This is a genomic window from Paenibacillus sp. Y930 (assembly GCF_056786375.1).
Window position 1 is genome coordinate 1175198 of record NZ_JBXCIX010000001.1, and the last position, 18224, is coordinate 1193421.

General features: G+C 38.9%; 14 protein-coding genes and 1 tRNA gene. 3 read left to right on the plus strand and 12 right to left on the minus strand.

Annotated elements, in window-relative coordinates:
* Position 1: 1 nt before the first annotated feature.
* From AC1TO5_RS05570 to AC1TO5_RS05585, 4 genes are all read right to left on the minus strand, one after another.
* A complete protein-coding gene (locus AC1TO5_RS05570) occupies positions 2-1717 on the minus strand; it encodes a sensor histidine kinase (protein WP_482061768.1) in 1716 nt (571 codons plus the stop codon).
* Positions 1718-1974: 257 nt separating this feature from the next.
* Positions 1975-2385: a DUF4870 domain-containing protein gene (locus AC1TO5_RS05575; protein WP_482061769.1), complete on the minus strand. Its 411-nt coding sequence runs from the start codon at positions 2383-2385 to the stop codon at positions 1975-1977.
* A 140-nt stretch (positions 2386-2525) separates the two neighbouring features.
* Positions 2526-3221 carry a response regulator transcription factor gene (locus AC1TO5_RS05580; protein ID WP_482061770.1) on the minus strand — a complete coding sequence of 232 codons (696 nt, stop codon included), beginning with the start codon at positions 3219-3221 and terminating at the stop codon, positions 2526-2528.
* Positions 3222-3355: 134 nt separating this feature from the next.
* The gene (locus AC1TO5_RS05585) at positions 3356-3862 is read right to left on the minus strand and encodes a hypothetical protein (protein WP_482061771.1); all 507 of its coding nucleotides are present in this window, start codon (positions 3860-3862) and stop codon (positions 3356-3358) included.
* 211 nt (positions 3863-4073) lie between these two features.
* Here AC1TO5_RS05585 and AC1TO5_RS05590 point away from each other — a divergent pair, with 211 nt between their 5' ends.
* The gene (locus tag AC1TO5_RS05590; RefSeq protein ID WP_482061772.1) at positions 4074-5705 is read left to right on the plus strand and encodes a WG repeat-containing protein; all 1632 of its coding nucleotides are present in this window, start codon (positions 4074-4076) and stop codon (positions 5703-5705) included.
* Positions 5706-5856: 151 nt separating this feature from the next.
* Here AC1TO5_RS05590 and AC1TO5_RS05595 read toward each other — a convergent pair whose 3' ends face one another.
* The 3 genes from AC1TO5_RS05595 to AC1TO5_RS05605 all read right to left on the minus strand — a co-directional run bounded on the left by AC1TO5_RS05595 (position 5857) and on the right by AC1TO5_RS05605 (position 9406).
* Positions 5857-6369 carry a hypothetical protein gene (locus AC1TO5_RS05595; RefSeq protein WP_482061773.1) on the minus strand — a complete coding sequence of 171 codons (513 nt, stop codon included), beginning with the start codon at positions 6367-6369 and terminating at the stop codon, positions 5857-5859.
* Between the two features lie 173 nt (positions 6370-6542).
* Complete coding sequence (locus tag AC1TO5_RS05600; RefSeq protein ID WP_482061774.1) at positions 6543-8579, minus strand: S-layer homology domain-containing protein; 2037 nt, start codon at positions 8577-8579, stop codon at positions 6543-6545.
* A gap of 248 nt (positions 8580-8827) precedes the next feature.
* Complete coding sequence (locus AC1TO5_RS05605) at positions 8828-9406, minus strand: hypothetical protein (protein WP_482061775.1); 579 nt, start codon at positions 9404-9406, stop codon at positions 8828-8830.
* Positions 9407-9618: 212 nt separating this feature from the next.
* Between AC1TO5_RS05605 and AC1TO5_RS05610 the strand changes: the two genes are divergently transcribed.
* A complete protein-coding gene (locus AC1TO5_RS05610; protein ID WP_482061776.1) occupies positions 9619-12873 on the plus strand; it encodes an ATP-binding protein in 3255 nt (1084 codons plus the stop codon).
* 116 nt (positions 12874-12989) lie between these two features.
* Here the strand turns inward: AC1TO5_RS05610 and AC1TO5_RS05615 are convergent, their stop codons facing one another.
* From AC1TO5_RS05615 to AC1TO5_RS05630, 4 genes are all read right to left on the minus strand, one after another.
* Complete coding sequence (locus AC1TO5_RS05615) at positions 12990-13754, minus strand: stalk domain-containing protein (protein WP_482061777.1); 765 nt, start codon at positions 13752-13754, stop codon at positions 12990-12992.
* Positions 13755-13832: 78 nt separating this feature from the next.
* The gene (locus AC1TO5_RS05620) at positions 13833-15161 is read right to left on the minus strand and encodes an Ig-like domain-containing protein (protein ID WP_482061778.1); all 1329 of its coding nucleotides are present in this window, start codon (positions 15159-15161) and stop codon (positions 13833-13835) included.
* A 40-nt stretch (positions 15162-15201) separates the two neighbouring features.
* Positions 15202-15480 carry a hypothetical protein gene (locus AC1TO5_RS05625; protein WP_482061779.1) on the minus strand — a complete coding sequence of 93 codons (279 nt, stop codon included), beginning with the start codon at positions 15478-15480 and terminating at the stop codon, positions 15202-15204.
* Positions 15481-15706: 226 nt separating this feature from the next.
* The gene (locus tag AC1TO5_RS05630) at positions 15707-16234 is read right to left on the minus strand and encodes a hypothetical protein (RefSeq protein ID WP_482061780.1); all 528 of its coding nucleotides are present in this window, start codon (positions 16232-16234) and stop codon (positions 15707-15709) included.
* A gap of 289 nt (positions 16235-16523) precedes the next feature.
* Here AC1TO5_RS05630 and brnQ point away from each other — a divergent pair, with 289 nt between their 5' ends.
* Positions 16524-17894, plus strand: a complete 1371-nt coding sequence (brnQ, locus tag AC1TO5_RS05635; RefSeq protein WP_482061781.1) for a branched-chain amino acid transport system II carrier protein — start codon at positions 16524-16526, stop codon at positions 17892-17894.
* A gap of 241 nt (positions 17895-18135) precedes the next feature.
* Here brnQ and AC1TO5_RS05640 read toward each other — a convergent pair.
* Positions 18136-18217, minus strand: a tRNA-Leu gene (locus AC1TO5_RS05640).
* Positions 18218-18224: the final 7 nt, after the last annotated feature.

The following is an 18224-nucleotide window of genomic DNA, read 5'->3' on the forward strand; positions in this document are numbered from 1 at the left end:
ATTACTTCAACTCCTCATGAATAGGAAAATATATTTCGATGACTGCACCGCTCGCTGCATCGTTATTGCGAAATTCTATCGTTGCTAGTTCTCCATAAAGCAATTCAAGCCGATTAATGACATTCATAATACCTAGACTTGTACGTTGACCTTCTTCAATCGCCTCATGCCGCCTTAGCTTAGTAAGAACATCATCAGGGAAGCCAGTTCCATTATCGGAAATTGTAATCACAAAGCTGTTATCCGAGTTACGCTGTGCAGCAATTGTAATTTCAAATATTTGTTTGCGATTTTTGAAGCCATGAATAATCGCATTTTCTATGAATGGTTGGATCGTTAGCGCTGCGATTGGATAATCCAAAAACGGTTCGATATCTTCAATCGTCATAACTAATCGATTAGGGAAACGTAATTGCTGAATCGTAATATAGTTTTCAATATGCTTCAATTCTTCTTTCAATGTAATCATTTCTCTATTCGTTGTCATAATGAAGCGGAAATAATCTGCTAGATGTAACGACATTTTCTTCACGGAATCCATTTCTTCAAGGACAGCAAAGTTATAAATAATATTTAACGAGTTCATATAGAAATGCGGATTGATTTGCGATTGTAGTTGCTTCAGCTCGCCTTGCTTCACTCGTAGCTGTTCCTCGTACACATCAATTTTCAAGTTTTTCACTTGCTCCGCCATATCATTAAATGTGTTCGCTAGAAAATCAAATTCAATAGTATGATTACGTTGCAAGCGCACTTCCAAATTTCCCAATGAAACCTTTTTCATACCGAGCATTAACTGATGCAAAGGTTTAAATAGCATTCGTTGCATAAATAGAATGTATAGAACGAGAATAACAAAGAAAAAGATAGGAGCAACAATCGTTGCATTTCGAAAAAACAATAGTTCTCGCATAATTGTTTTTTCAGGTATCGCAAGACGATATGCCATATTCGCTACATGACTGCGTTGCTCAAGTAACACATAATCACTAGCATTCGCATCAATAATTTCAGAGCTTGATTCTCCCTCTAGACTACTGTATGCCGTTAATACATTTGATAGCTGATCATTCTCTACATTGAAAATATCAGTAAATCCAATATCACCGTCATTCCACTGTATCAACAATAGATCGTGAATATCTTGAATCGTTACAATCGCTCCAAAAAATAGATCATCGGTTACTTTTATGTAGTTGATCAAAAAGTATCTACCAGCAATATGATCACTTTCACCTAATTGCCAGCTTGATTTACCGTACTGATACATGGCAGATTTCAATGGTGACGCGTCCATATATTCCGTTATTAACTTATAAGTATTACTGTATACGCTTTCAGTACCAAAAATAATATCGTCTGCTTGATAGAGAAAGATAGAATCTACGAGATTATATACTCCAGCATCACGATCCAATTTGGCATCAATTCTAACTTTGGTTAATGTATACTCATTGCTGCTTACAGGGTAAGAAGTTAACAATCCAATATCCGCGTCCAAAACGCCCATCTTATATAGATAGTCATCAATTTGTTCTAAATAGTGATCGATTTGACCGGTGAATATAGTTAACGTATTGTTATACGTTTCTGATACTTTCACTCGTACAAGATCGCGAGAATTGGAATTGTTAATTAACATATAGGTCACGATAGGGATCATAACTACAATAAAACCTACCATAAGTTTGTATTTCACAGATTGATGATGAAACATAAATCAACCTCACCTATTCTCTTTAATAGTAACCATCACTAATATTATATAGCATTTGCTTAATTTTACTAGTTTTACTATTCTCATACAACAGAACTTATCTATTAATAAAACTTCTATCCATCTTTTTTTTGAACTACCTCTATAAGAAAAGCCGATTTCAAGGTAGTTGAGTCCCCCCTGAAATCGGCCATTGAATTAATTATTTAGCGATTATTCACTATTTTTATACTTCGTTTATTCCCACCGGATTTGGCCTATTTCAGTTGCTTTTCTGCCAAATCTCCAACAAGCGGCAATTTGAACCATTTCCCCTGATAAGCCTTCACCATTAAAACGATCCACAAGATCAAAGATAACGGCGCTAACAAGATGCTCACAAGCAGCCCTAATAGTGGAATCACGTTGAGCACCATACTTACGACAAATATAGCTGCGAACGTAAAGATCGATTGCAATGCATGGAATCGAATAAATCGGTTTTCTTTTTCGATCAACAAAAATATTATGCCCGTAACAAACCCAAAGAGATAACATAATAGCCCTGCCAAGTTTTCCTCCAAGCCTGAAGCTGTCTTTCCTTTTCCAGAATCAAAACCTTCCATCGGAGCCCCCCCTTCTTCTTTAAACACCGTCTGATTAATTTGATTTTCATCCAAATCACTCATTATCTTATCCTCCTCGTTAGTTTGTATCCCTATTATATTACCGAATTATAACTGAGTATAAGGAAGTAAGGTTAAGTCTAGGTTAAGATAGCATAGTTCCTTATGTGCAAAAAAAGATAGATTGATCTTCAAAATAAATCTCATTTCGCAAATAAATAACCGAAGCCACGAACCGTGCGAATGTACTGTAAATGAGCTGAATCCGTTTCTAGCTTGCGACGTAAATTACTGATGTGTACCTTCACCGTTTCAATATTGCCGGTCGATTCCAAGCCCCATATATTATCATATAATTGTTCGGCGCTCCACACCTGATTGGGATGCTGAACCAGTAGCATTAGCAACTGTGCTTCTTTTGCAGATAACTCTAATGGCTCACCGTTCAGTTTAATTTGATAACAATTTAGATCAATTTCTAACTCACCGTATTTTAGTATGGCGCTCGACTGTTCCATATCGGAGCCAAATTGACGGTATCGACGCAGATTCACCTCAATCCGAGCTTGGAGTTCTCTAAAATCAAATGGCTTCGTAATATAATCATCGCCGCCCAGTTCGAAGCACTTCAATTTGTCAGAGACTCCCCTTCTACTACTCAAGTAAATAATAGGCAACGTTAATTTGGTTCTTACTTGCCTGCATAGTTCAAAACCATCCATCCTCGGCATTTCAATATCTAACAAAATGAGTTGGGGGTGTACTCGTTCCAAAATCGTTAAAGCTTCTTCACCATCGCTAGCAGTTAGAACATGGTAGCCATTCTTCTGCAAATACAATTGGATGAGTTCCCTAATCCCGATCTCATCTTCAACGATAAGAATGTTTTCACCAGCCACTATCTCCCTCCTTTCTAGATTAGATGCTTGACGAATTATATTCCTATAGAAGATACATTGCTTTCTTCGTAAACTCAATAGTTATTATTTAATAGATCCAATGATTCGCCTAATCACCTGAATTAAGCATACTTTCAATCTTCTTTCTTTTCAGTAAATGTCATCCAGACACGATGCTGTCCCTCCGCATTTGTATCGAATACAATAGCACCTCCATAATTTATCCCAGATATATGTCCAATTACAATATAACCATGCCCTATACTAGTCTCCATCATCGCATTCGCAGTTACCTCATAACCATGTTCAAGTAATAACTGCTCATACAGCTTAGCGTTAGCCTCCATGTCATCTTCATAAAAGTATTCAGCAGTCCACCCTCGCTTTTTTCCCGTTGCCAATTCAGCAAATGGTTCCCCTTCGGTCCAACCATCCAGTATTGGTAATGGAAATTGATCCGGAATCTGTGCTGGCTCAGCACTGCGCTTCGCATCCAACTCATTGATAAGCTGTGATCCATCCTCAACTTCATTGACAACTTCATTGACAACTTCATTGACACCTTCTACTTTTTTTTCCCCGCAGCCACTTAGCAAAACGACGACCAACAATACCGATACTATTAAAAATCCTCTTCTCATATTCAAAACCCCTTTTTTTCATTTTTCCTACTTAAAGTAGATACGTAGTTCAATTATGCCAGCTTAAAGTTAAGTCGAGGTTAAGTGATGAAAAAGAAATTTGAGGTTTCGTGCAACCCTTTACCTATATTTAACCTTGAAATATTAGAATAGACCTAACGTATTAATCATCTATTTTTACATGTAAACTGAAAAAGGGAGTGTGTATAACTTGAAAAAAAGTAGACATTTATTCATCTGTTTCCTATTATTGTTGTCCTTACTACCCACGATGCAAGGAAAAGCTGCTTCGTCCTACGCAATTACACCGCAATATGAGATGGTGCAAAACTTTAGCGAGGGATTAGCTGCAGTTTTTTCCAATGAACACTGGGGTTATATTGACAAAAAGGGAATTCATGTGATTCCGCAGCAGTATGATTATGCCTTGCCATTTCATGATGGTTTGGCTGGGGTCGCAAGCAATGGATACTGGGGATTTATTAACAATACTGGACAAATGATCATAGAACCGCAATTCGAAATGTTGGATATTCAGCCGGATAATATTGGAGGGTTTAGTGAAGGACTAGCATCTGTATCCATTAATGATCGTTGGGGATTCATTGACAAATTCGGTAATATTGTAATCGAACCGCGATATGATTACGCCTTTTCCTTCAGTGAAGGACTTGCTGCTGTTTCCCTTGATGACAAATGGGGCTACATTAACAAGCAAGGAGATATTGTCATCGAACTTATGTATGAATTAGCCTCGCCATTCAGCGAAGGGGCTGCAGCCGTATATTATTGGGAGGGCTGGGGCTTTATTGACAAAACAGGTGAGGCCTTCACGGGTTTTATATACTCCTCGCCATCTATGTTCAAAGAGGGACTTGCACCTGTAGATGAAGGTTTTATTGACCTCAATGGCAATCTAACCATAAACTTTATGGATGAGCATTATTATGATATGGCTGATCCTTTTCACGACGGAATTGCAGCCGTATATAAAATCATGCAGAGAGAGTTTTATTACGGATTTACGGATCGCCAAGGCAATGAAATTATTGCCCCCCAATTTCCTCTAGCAAGAAAAATTGAATTCCGCGATGGAAGAGGAGCAATTAATGAAAATGGGCTTTGGGGATTCATCGATCGAACAGGTGATATAGTCATATCTCCACAATTCGAGGATATTTCAGGTGACTTTAATGAAGGACTCGTTGGTGTTTCGGTTGGGGGCAAATGGGGATTCATTGATACAAACTTCCAGACGACATTAGCAACACCAAATATAGAGAAGCCTTCCAGATGGGCAGTTGCTGAGATAGAAGCAGCGGTAACACTGAATCTCGTACCTAACGCTATGAACAAAAGTTATACATCTCATATCAATCGCCAGCAATTTAGTGAATTAATCGTCAATCTGTTTAGTGTCATCGATGGCTTGTCTGTTAACGATTGGATCACACAAATTCAAGGGAATCTCCCGAAAAATGTGTTCGATGATACGAATGATCCCATCGTGCTTGCTGCATATCATCTGGGCATAGTGAATGGTAAAGGAGTTCGAAGGTTTGATCCAGACGGCAAAATTACTCGGCAAGAAGCAGCGGTAATGCTGCAAAGAGCTGCGCTCAAATTAGGAATAAAAACAACACCTCAATCGTCTCCCTACGCGGATCAGGCATCCATAGCTAGTTGGGCACTCGATGGAGTCATGTACGTAGCTGCTCTTGAAGATAAGTCGACTCGTATGGCGGTCATGGGTGGAGTAGCAAACAATCGATTTGATCCTTCAGGAAATTATACACGTGAGCAAGCATTCATCACGATCAAAAGGCTTTTTCATACTTTGTAAGCCATTACGTATTACCGCATAATAAGAAAACTAGAATCGATTCAATTGCTATCCCATAAAAAGGTGGCAGCGCCCTTTTCTACTTAAAGTCGCTGCCACCCTAACTATATTCATTCAAATCATTCGTTGTCACCATTGATCAGACAATTGGCTATTTTAGCTCTGAAAATGAAATTCCTACATACCTTTGCCCTTCACCCCATTTACTATGTTCATCACCAATCTCAAATAAAAATGTACCGTGGTATGGAAGTCCTGCAATTTCTGCCCTTCCAATCTTAAATATAACATTCATTAAGGATTGAACCTCATAACCAAGTTCTTCGATGACTTGCTTATATGCTGCAGCATGCTCCTGCTCATCTCCTTCAAATGTGAAAACAGCCTCCCAGTCCATCCCTTCATCATAATCCCTCACCTCGAATCTCTCCTCTTTCCAGCCAGATGGGACTGGAAATGGATAACTATCTAGATGATCAATAATTGGTGGTGTTTTAGATTTATTAGCAGACCCTATCTCACTATTGTGATCCGATGGAGCAGCATTCGTTTGCCCTAGTAATTCCCCTTGTTTATTTTCACTAGATGAGTTTTGTTTACCCCCGCAACCATTTGAAACAGCAATGATTAACATACATACTAAAACTAAATACCCTTTTCTCATATTTGAATTTCCCCTTCCCTTTATAGATGCACATTAAAATAACCCAACAAAATTAAAAACTGCACATCAATAGTTAGAACATGTCTAACCATTGGCGTGCAGTTCAAAGTAGGTTGGCCACCTAATATGTTTTTTTCTGAATAAATTATTATTAGTACGTTGTCGTCTTTATCTTAATATTTAACTGAACGTAATAAGATTACTGCACCTTCCGCTCTTGTTGTGTCGGCGGCAGGGACAAATGTATTTCCTTCACGTCCCGTGATAATGCCATGCTCTTTCATAATAGCCACATAACCTTTAGCCCAATTAGGAATTTGGTCATCATCGCTGAATTCTGTTGTTCCACTTATTGCTGGATCTAATTGAAGTGCTCGTGCGACCATTGCAGCAATTTCTGCGCGGCTCACTTCCTTATTTGGTCGAAAAGTTCCATCTGAATAGCCATTAACAATACCGGCTTTTTGTGCTTTTTCAATAGCATCCTTCGCCCAATGGTTGGAGATATCCTTTAATGTTTCTGTTGTCCCGCCGCTTGTATCCAAATCCAACGCCCGATCAATGATCACTGCAAATTCAGCCCGGGTAATCGGAGTGTTAGGTTTAAACGTCTCATCCTCATAGCCTGTAAAGTAACCTAAGTCTACTGCTTCGTTAATTTGATTTGCTGCCCAGTGTCCACTAATATCTTTGAACTCGATAAGTGGTGCAGCTCTAAAGGTCGGATAATCACCTTGTTCAAGCTTCCACGTACTTGAGAAGTTCCATCCTTTAAATGTAGACTGCGTTTTCATGTCTGCTGTTGACTTTGGCGTAGCACCATTTGAATCTGTTTGTCCTGTTGTTTGTTCATCATAGAAGTTAGCAATATTGTTCCCACGTTGGTCTAGCCCTACGAATCCACCAACATTGCTGCCAGCTCCATCCACTTCCCCAGCCGCATATCCATTTTGAATCGTTGATGCTTGATTTTTCCCAATAAATCCACCAACGTTACTTTGACCATTGACAGTACCTCTAGCATACGCATCCTTTATTGTAGCCTGGTTCAGCACTTGACCTACTAGTCCACCAACATCATCACCTGTTGCATTTGCATTACCTGTTGCGTAGCTCTTCTGGAGCAGTGCATTTTGACCATCCTGACTGCCAATTAAACCACCAACTTGATTTTCACCGTATACATCACCAGTCGCATAGCTATCCTTTATTAGTAATTTATTATAGTTATCCTTACCTCCGGTAATATATCCACCGACCAAACCACCAACATTATTTTTACCTGTCACAGTTCCAGTTGCATAACTATCCACAACCGTTACAGATGTACCATTAACACTAAGATGCCCGATTAAACCACCAACATTATTGCTGATTGCTTCAACATCACCCGTTGCGAAACTATTTTTAATTTCCCCACTAAATGGGTGCACATATCCGATCAATCCACCAACATTATTATATTCAGCGGCATTCGTACTAATGACTTTTGCTGATGAGGAGCTATCTTTAACATAAGTAGCTGACGCTGCAAGTCCGCCAACCATACTACCATTGCCCTCTACTATACCAGTTGAAGTACTTCCTTCAATTAAAGCCCCATCGCCACCTGCAGATCCGATTAATCCACCTGCCCGTTCGGCACTGTATACTTTGACCGTCGCATGACTATTTTTTATTTTCGCATTGCTGAGATTACCAGCAATACCACCAACATTATCCGCGCCGACTATTTCTCCTGTAACCGTAACATTTTCAATTAAGCCACCATTGCCCATTTCACCTAGCAAGGCACCAATATTATGACCAGCAAGAATATTTACATCTACTAGGTTTACATTAGATATTACCGATTTACCGCTTACGCCACCAAATAATCCACTTGAATTGATGTTTTTGTTAATCATTAAACCACTAATAGTGTGTCCTTTTCCGTTAAACGTGCCCTCGAAATAACCAATCGGCGTCCATCCTGCACCTTCATTATATGGGGCAACGTCTAAATCAATATCCGCGCCTAACACATAATCTCCCGTCAAGTCAATGCGGATTAAATCTAACTCCTCTGCGGTTGTAATAACAATTGGATTATTAGCACGAGCTTTTTCCGCGTTCAAAGTAATTGTAAACGTACTAATTATAAGAACTAGGCAAAGTAAAATGATTGATCCTTTTTTCATTTGTGGTACATACATCGTTTTTCCCATCATTATATTCTCCTTTTCACTTGAATTTTGAATAGTGAGAAATCCTTAGGCTTACCGGATTCTATCACTTTTAATACTTACCCCACTCAATTCGTCTACTTGAAAGTGTTTACAACATCGCGGGTCTAGCTTTGTATACCCTTTTCTTCTCGGAAAGTAAGTTTGATCCCCTCCTTCATTAAGAATAATCTATAATAACCTACTTCTGTTATATCAGCCCTAAGTTAAGTCTAGGTTAAGTGTAAAATTAATTACTCGCTATAAATGATGTTAACTGAAATGCTGCCGTCATCGAATTTCCCTGTACCATTCACCATAATCCCAATAATTAAATTGCTATTTTCGTTGATTTTCACTGAAATATTTTCTGTTTTCGTATCTTGATCGGCGTTGCCTCCACTAGAGTCTACAACTTCTGTATAGCCTGCTTTATCCATATACCCTCTGTATAGTTTATAATAATCAATAACTTTACCCTCAATGACGTAGTTCACCATATACATTTTTCCACTTTCCGTCTCAGTCACAGAACTCATTTGGATCTCTACACCTTCGGGTATAGGAATTTCCTTAGGAAATCCTTCGGGTATATCATTTTTAAGTGACACGTTATAATCTATTGCCTTACCTTCTTCGTCAGTTCCAGAGAATGATATCCCTCCTTCATTTGTGTCAATATTTATTGCTAAATCTTCACCATCTACTGATTTAATTTTGACGCCATCTTTGGAAAGTTTTAGCGACCCGCCATCACCCGTCGGTATCGAAACGCATCCCGTTAACATAATTACAATAAAACCTAAAAGTAAACTTAACAATAATTTACTCATATCTTAATCATCCCCTTTCTATTTACTTTGAATTGATCATATTTTAGTTCACCAAGGTTAAGTCTAGGTTAAGTAATATAAAACGTGACTAATGACCCAATAAAAAGCTTATTTGACAAAAAGCTGTGTTTTTAAGCTATAGTATGGAAGAATATATATATTAATATTTGCGTAATAATAATGTAACTTCTTGAAGAGGAGTGAATTGATTCGTGTTAAAATCTAAATCCAAATATGTTTTTATTCTTCTAATTATTATTTTGTTTACCGTTAATGTCCTTCCTACTGAAGCCCAAGAATATCAAGGCGACACTCTTATTTTGCGTGAGTCTACCGAAAAGGTAGATTTATATTCTTATTTGTATATGCTGGAAGACAACGAGAAGCGTCTAACAATCGACGATGTTTCTTCCGTTAGCTATGCGGATAAATTTACTTATTCAGAGCAAATGCCACAAAAAGGCGGCTTTTTTGAAGCTGCACTATGGACTCGGTTTGAAGTAAATAACCAAACGGATCAAGAACAATGGTTATTTGAAATCGCTTTCCCACTTGTTTATTTTATTAATATTTATTCTGCAGATGATTCAGGGATAATAGAACTTCATAATGCAGGGACTATCTACCCATTTGAACAACGAAAGATCAACCATCGTAACTTCATTTTTGATTTGAAGATAGAAGCGAACGAGACGAAAACCTTTTACATTTTACTTCATGGGGCAGGTGGTCTACATCCGCCTTTTTACCTTTGGAATACTCAATCCATGATTCAGAAAAGTCAAACTGAATTTACATTGCTTGGTATTTTTTACGGCATGGTTTTAGTCATGATATTATACAATTTATTTCTATATTTCAGTTTGCGCTTGAGAAGTTACTTATACTATGTGCTTGCTATTACTTGTACAGTTATAGGGCAATTGTCGCTTAATGGACTCGGTTTTCAATATTTGTGGCCATATTCTCCTTGGTGGAATACAATTTCTACTCCTTTTTGGGTAAGCCTAGCATGCATTGGTATTCTTATGTTTGCTAGAAGCTTTTTGGATACTGATCGCTATTTTCCCAAATTCAAATCGGCTTCATATATATTGATGATTTTAAACGCTGTCGTCATCGTCATGCTCTTTATATCGAATTTAGTCGCACTAAATATCATGCTCCTTAGTACGGTCAGTACGTTTATTGCAGTACTAACCGTCGCTTTCATATGCTTAAAGCGAGGGGCACGCCAGGCACGATTTTTTATAGTCGGTTGGCCATTCTTCTTTATTGGGATATCTATCACGATACTAGAGAGAGCAGCAGTCATTCCTTTTTCGAATTACACAGAATATGCGGGGCAGATTACTTTAGTAGTAGAGGTCGTTTTATTATCTCTAGCGTTGGCAGATAAAATCAATATTATGCGTTCTGAAAAGGAGCTAGCAGAACACGAAGCTACAGAAAGTCATGCTCTGGCTATAGAAAGTTTAAAGCAGGCAGATGAACTTAAAGATGAGTTTTTAGCAATTACATCGCATGAATTACGTACACCACTATATGGAATGATCGGCCTTGCTGAATCAATACGTGATGGTGCGACTGGAGATGTTCCTGCTGAGATGAGCAATCAACTCGCAATGATCATAACTAGTGGTAATCGATTGAGTTATTTAATAAACGATATATTAGATTTTTCAAAATTAAAACATAATGCTTTAGATGTACATAAAAAGCCAATCTACCTGCCAGGACTAGTCGATATCATCCTTACTATTTGTCAGCCATTAGTGAAGCATAAGGCGATAAAACTTATTAATCTTACTGATGATACCCTACCAGCTGTAAATGCGGATCAAGATCGTCTCCAGCAAATTTTGTATAACCTAGTGGGCAATGCTATTAAATATACTGATCATGGTGAAGTAGTTATTTCAGCTGAACTTAAAGATAAACAAATGAAAATAATTATTTCGGATACTGGAAAAGGGATTTCTAAAGAACAACAGAGCATTATATTCGAACCATTCCAGCAAGGTGATGTTTCTCTTTCGAGAGATGTTGGGGGTACTGGCATCGGTTTAAACATAACAAAGCAGTTAGTCGAGTTGCATGGCGGCATTATTGAAGTACATTCGAAGGTAGGAATAGGTTCAATATTTAGTTTTACCCTGCCTATACAACCGGGCGATGAGTATGTAAAGGAAATTGCAATTACAGTAGAACCTCTCTTAATAGAAGAGATAAAACTGTTAACGACAAGCTATCAACCACAAGGCAACACATTATCCAAAATATTAGTCGCTGATGACGAGCCTATCAACTTACAAGTACTAATGAATCAACTCACATTAGAAGGCTATCAAGTATTGACAGCTTCTAATGGAGAGGAAGTACTAAGCATCATCGCCGAGCACGAGATTGAATTGCTAATCCTCGATATTATGATGCCAAAAATGTCTGGTTACGAAGTGTGTCGACGTTTACGAAATAACTATTCATTAATGGAATTACCAATTTTGATGCTCACGGCAAAAAATCAAGTTCGTGATAGAATTACAGCATTCGAGGTCGGGGCTAATGATTATTTACTCAAGCCTTGTGATAAGCAAGAACTACTTTCTCGTGTGAAGACATTAGTTCGACTAAGAAGCTTAAATCAGAAACTAATCATATTGAACCTTGAGCTTGAGGAAAAAGTACAAGAACGCACACAAGCATTGGAAGTCGCTAATATTGATCTGACACAAATGAACGAAGTTTTAATTGCCATGGCGGAATCACGCCGCCATCTTCTAGCAAATATAGCACATGAACTAGGGACACCTGTTACGTTAATTCATAGTTATGTGCAAGCACTACAAAGTGGATTAGTTGACTCAGATGATGCTTATTTTAGTAATCTCGTTCATAACAAGATGAATGTCCTCAGTCGGTTAATCAGTGATTTATCTGATTTATCCAAGCTTGAAGCTGGGCATTCGAATTTAAATCTCCAAAATATAAACTTAGATACATGGCTTGGACAAATCTATCATAAGTTCGAGTTTGATGTTACTCAATATGGTAGGATTGTCGAAACAACTAACATTATTAAGGGATCAAAACATTTTAACTGCTCTATCGATAATGGACGAATGGATCAAGTGTTTTCAAACTTAATATCTAATGCTGTTAAAAATACATCTGAAGGTGCTGGAAAAATATCTATACAAGTTAAAGTCAATAAGACTGATGAGGAAGTTATTATCCAGATTAAAGATAACGGCTATGGCATCAGTGAAGACAAACTGCCATTTATATTCGATCGATTTTATAAAGCATCTGCGTCTACTGCAGCAGCGGAACAGACTGGTACCGGATTAGGATTAGCTATCGTTAAAGAACTTGTTCATGCCCATAAAGGGAGAATCTGGGTAGAAAGTAAATTGAATGAAGGTAGTACTTTTTATGTTGCGTTGCCAATCCGGGTTGGCTATTAGGATATCTGCCCACCACAGTATTCTATGTATGAATACATAACGATGGAGACTTGTTCTCGCACCCGCTACGCTTAAAAATAAAAGGAGGGCAATCTGCCCCCTTTTCCCGATCTGTATTATTGGCTTGGATATCTACCTAGCATAGGTTCACCAATTACACTCAATACTCCATTCGTTCTAACATAAAACTTTTCCACATTGCTAATTTCTACTTCCAAATCATAATACTTACCAAATTGTACGTCTTCACCTTCCATTACCACAATCGGACCCGAACCATCCAATCCAATTACTTCGATAAACGGTGCTTTTTGCAATGCGCTTTCCTTTGAGTCCTCAAGCCAAATTCTCGTTTTGAATACATCAAAATTTTTACTGTTATCAACTGTCATTCTTAGATAATAGGAATGTATGGAATCATTGGCATAGCCATATTCAAAATCACTTTTAGGTCCTCGATTTAGAATTTTGGGCTCCTTGCTTTTTAATCGGTATGCCCCGGCATCAGCAGCATCGACATACTCCGTAGTTACAGGAGTATAGATCGTTCCATCCTCGCCAACAATCTCCTCCTCCTTTTCATCACCTAGATGGATCGTTTGCGTACTCCCGTCCCAACCTACTTCAATTCCTGTTACTTCAGCTACTGCTCTCAGCGGCAAATATGTTCTACCTTTGTAAGTGATCGGTGAAAGTTTTTCTCCTGTTACCTCATCAATTGCCACAAAGCTCTTCCCATTTAACAAAATCGTTAGTCCTGAATTCAAATATGCCGTTATTTTTGTCATTTGACTCGCCGCAATAACACTTCCGGTGGCACTGAACATCAATACGACTGACAGCACTACGATTAACTTTTTCTGATTAAACCATTGTTTCATTGTAATTTCCCTCCTGGAATCCTCATTTTTAATACATCCCCTATCCGTTCAAGGTTAAATCTAGGTAAAGATTTTGAACTATTTTTCGAGTAATTTTAATATTTCCTTTAAGTCTTCCAATTCCTTTCGTTCATCAGGATCCATCTGAGTTATATACTCATCTGAATGAATAATATCTTGCAAATTGATGGATTCTGTAAAAGGGATTTCCGATTCTTCCATACCGCAAACATCCCAGTACACAGAGCCCCCACCAATGAATGGCAGTTCAAATCCTAAGTCAGCGAGCGGATTGACTGTCGGATTTTTATGGCGAACCGTATAATGACCTTGAAAATTTCCCCTTATAGTACCAATTAAATGAACCGTACTCATATTTTCTTCTGATGATAGGTAATCCTTATATTCTGATGCCTCTACCTCGCCTTGTATCGTACCGCTAATCCAGACGTGATCATGCTCAGAACCCAATTGGGTAAATTCGTCAATGGTCACCGTCGCTTTCAGTTCATCACTCATCGGCTCTGCGTTTCCGTCACGTAATGCCGGCGGTGGTATCATGTAGAAACCGTTTGGATGATGTGGACTCGGTACACCCGCTATCGCTCCATTCTTAAATAGCACGGATCTGTCGGACATTTCGTTGCCTACGTTAATAATCTTCACTGGAAAAGTACCTTGATCGCCAGGTAAAGGACCATTTCCTTCAAATATAATTTGAAGGTTTTCTCCGTTTAATAGGTTTGTAAAAAGCAATTTCGTTAAGCGCCCCTCGCCATCTTCTCCAGCACGTTCCATGCGAGATGTATTAGAGCTTTGTTTTTCCTGAAAAGAACTAATTTCCCATTCAGCCGAACATGTGCAATCTCCCACTCGAACCGGAACACTCTTCTTCAAAGAAGGATCAGCAACACTTGTTGCGGTAACGGTAACGATTGCAACTTGATCCGGAGCAGTAAATAAGCCACTTCCATCTATCGTGCCTGCACTTGCAGCCCAAGTTACCCTCTGATTGGAAAAGTTATGAACGACGGCTTGAAAAGCCTGCTGTTCGCCCGGTTCTACACAGCATTCATTGGGCGAAATTTCAATGCTACTGCTCGTGCTACGCAAAAGCGCGTGTCCTTCACGACGCGGAGCATCAGGCAGCACCCTTAGACCCATGCTGGATGTACTGACCGCAGTAATCGTAACGGGAAAATCTGCTTCATTATAGGAGGTATCTATCATCAGTATAGATTTCCCATTCGGCTCCGTTCTTACTGTAATCCGATGCGCGCCTGCAGGGTGAACCTCCCAAGCGACTCCCGTATCATTGGCATTATGGACCGTTGCCCTGACTTGGGTAGATGTTCCAGGCTTAAACGTCATTTCACTTGGAGAGACGATCACTTCAATCGGCAACACTTCAATCCTCGTATCTTTAAAAAAGAACGTTCCATTGGGATTAAATGCACGGCGGCCAAACCTGTCCCCGCGAGGCGATACTTCCACCGTCGCTAATCACGATTAGCGACAAAAGCTTTTCGAACTCAGAAGGAGCCCCATTAAGCTTGATCATGTCCATCGGCATTCCAGCGGTAGCTGAATATCGAACATCTGCACAAGCAAAGTTCATTCCTTCAAATTGTTCAGTCTTGACTTTCTGACATGCTGTAAAGATGACAACTATTACAAGACATACAGCGAATGTAACAATGTAGTTACGATATCGGAAATTCAGCATGATCCATTCCTTTCTATTCAAGATCCGTTAAGTACATCAAAATACTAATCAGAAATCCTAGTAATGAAAACACATTGATGACCATACTCAGAATAAATAGGCTACGAATGTGAAGATCGACTGCGGGGCATGGAACCGTACAAAACGATTTTCTTTTGAAGTTACGTATTCCTCTTCCGTAAAAATAGTTTTTTTCAGATTTCACCTAACCATCTCAGGTTTTTGGTTACTTCTTCTCTGAAAACACAATCTCCACATACGCTTGCCCCTTGCCCCATTCGCTGTATTCATCGCCAATATTGAAAGTAAATGTACCGTGATAAGTGACTCCTGCTAACTCTGCCGTCCCTATCTTAAATACTTCATTCAATAAGGTTTGGGTCTCATACCCTAATTCTTCGATTACTTCCTTATAAGCGAGAGCCTGCTCCACCTCATCTCCATCGAAAGTGAAGATAGCCTCCCAGTCCATCCCTTCGTCATACTCTCGAACCTCAAACTTCTCCTCTTTCCAGCCAGATGGCACAGGGAATGGGTATATGCCCAGATGGTCAATAAAGGGCGGTATTCCAACTGAATCCGTTGACTTTGTCTCGCTGTGATGAACAGCAGCAGTGTCATTTGGTTGCTCAACAATCGGTAATTGTGAACGATCTTGCTTATTCTGGTCGCCTCCTAAATCTTGTTTTTCCCCACAGCCATTTAATATTGTGATGAACAACGCACATATTAAAACAAGTATTCCTTTTCTCATATTCCACTTCCCCTTTCTCAATTAAAGGATAATCTACAAAGGTTAAGTCTTGGTTAAATCGGCAAAATAAAATCTAACGAAAGAGTTTTATCATGTTTGTTATCCGTGCGTCCATTTTAATCCTCGCTATCGCTCCCCACCACCACCGTTTTGATTCTTTTTCACAAAAAACATCGAACGGAGGATCCGAATATGATAAAATCAATCTATGGGATTACTACTCGTTTTGTAATCATGATAATTTTCAGCAATTTATACATTACGAATTTCAACAGGAGACTAATACACAATGAACAAGATTATTTCAACAAAAGATACCATCATCATCGGACTTATGCTGTTTGCTCTATTTTTTGGTGCTGGCAACCTAGTGTTCCCTATAATGCTAGGGCAATCTGCTGGTACGGAAGTTTGGTCAGCAAATCTAGGATTTCTCATCACTGGAGTAGGCTTACCTCTTTTAGCCATCATCGCTTTCAGTTTTTCAGGAAAACAGGATTTACTTTCTTTAGCTAAAAGAGCTCACCCTATATTCGGACTCGTATTTACAACTACACTCTATTTAACAATAGGTCCACTGTTTGCGATGCCTAGAACAGGTAGTGTCGCTTATGAAATTGCCATTAAGCCTTTTTTAGGCGAACAAGCTAGCTTTGTCCCATTGCTGCTGTTTAGTATTTTATTTTTCGGCATAACATTTTTATGCTCTTTAAATCCTTCAAGGATGATTGATATCGTCGGAAAAATACTTACACCTGTATTAATTTTATTTATTGCTATTTTAGCAGCAGTTGCTTTAATCAATCCACTTGGGATTCCTCAAGAGCCACAAGCTAATTATCAGGCTAATGCGTTATTTCATGGGTTTCAAGAAGGCTATTTGACAATGGATGCGCTCGCCGCTTTCGTATTTGGAATTATTATTATCAACGCAATTAAAGAAAAAGGGGCTCAATCAAAAAAACTGTTACTTATTACAGGCGTGAAGTCATCTCTTATATCAGCAGCAGTTCTTGCGATTATTTATACATTGCTTGCCTATATTGGAGCCACCAGTGTGGAACAGTTTGGCTATTTAAATAATGGGGGAGAAATCCTCGCCAATATATCTCAGCATTATTTCGGTAATTTTGGTGGGATCATTTTAGGCATTATTGTCATGCTTGCTTGTCTAACGACAAGTATTGGGCTAACGACCTCATGTAGTGTCTACCTGTATCAATTAATGCCACGTGTCTCGTATAAGGTATGGGCTATCCTTTTATCAATAACTAGCGCATTGCTTGCTAATATCGGATTAAGCCAACTAATTGAATTTTCGGTTCCAGTTTTAACTATTCTTTATCCAATTTCTATAGTGCTTATCTTTTTAACCTTCCTGCATCCGCTTTTCAAAGGTAAAAAACAGGTTTATTGGGGAAGTCTAGCGCTAACCTTACTATTCAGTTTCGTCGAGGGTCTATCTATTTCAAAACTGAATTTGTCTTTCATTACCGATTGGCTTGGAGGTTTCCTGCCGATTCACAATATTTTAGAGTCATTCACCGACTTGCTTAGCGACTTCTTACCCTTTTATGACATTGGTCTTGGCTGGGTGTGCCTTGCTGTAGCTGGAGCACTCATTGGCTATATATGGCCAGTCCGCAAGGCTCAAATATGACGCGGCTAGTTTCTCCAAATGTGGAATGAAACAACGCGTGTCGGTTGATCGTTTTCATAGAGTACGGATTTGAGAGTCCTTCGCCCTGTAAATTAAAGGACGAAGGACTCTTTCTTTGCTTTGCAATGGGTAATCGAATTATAATTCCAAAGTTTCTTCAGCGCAGACAATGAGTGGGGGTTGGGCTATAAAACAAAAAAAGCCCACCAGATAAATTATCTGATGAACCAATGATTTAAAGTGGTACCGGCGAGAGGACTCGAACCTCCACGGTCTCCCATTCGATTTTGAGTCGAACGCGTCTGCCATTCCGCCACGCCGGCATAGTAA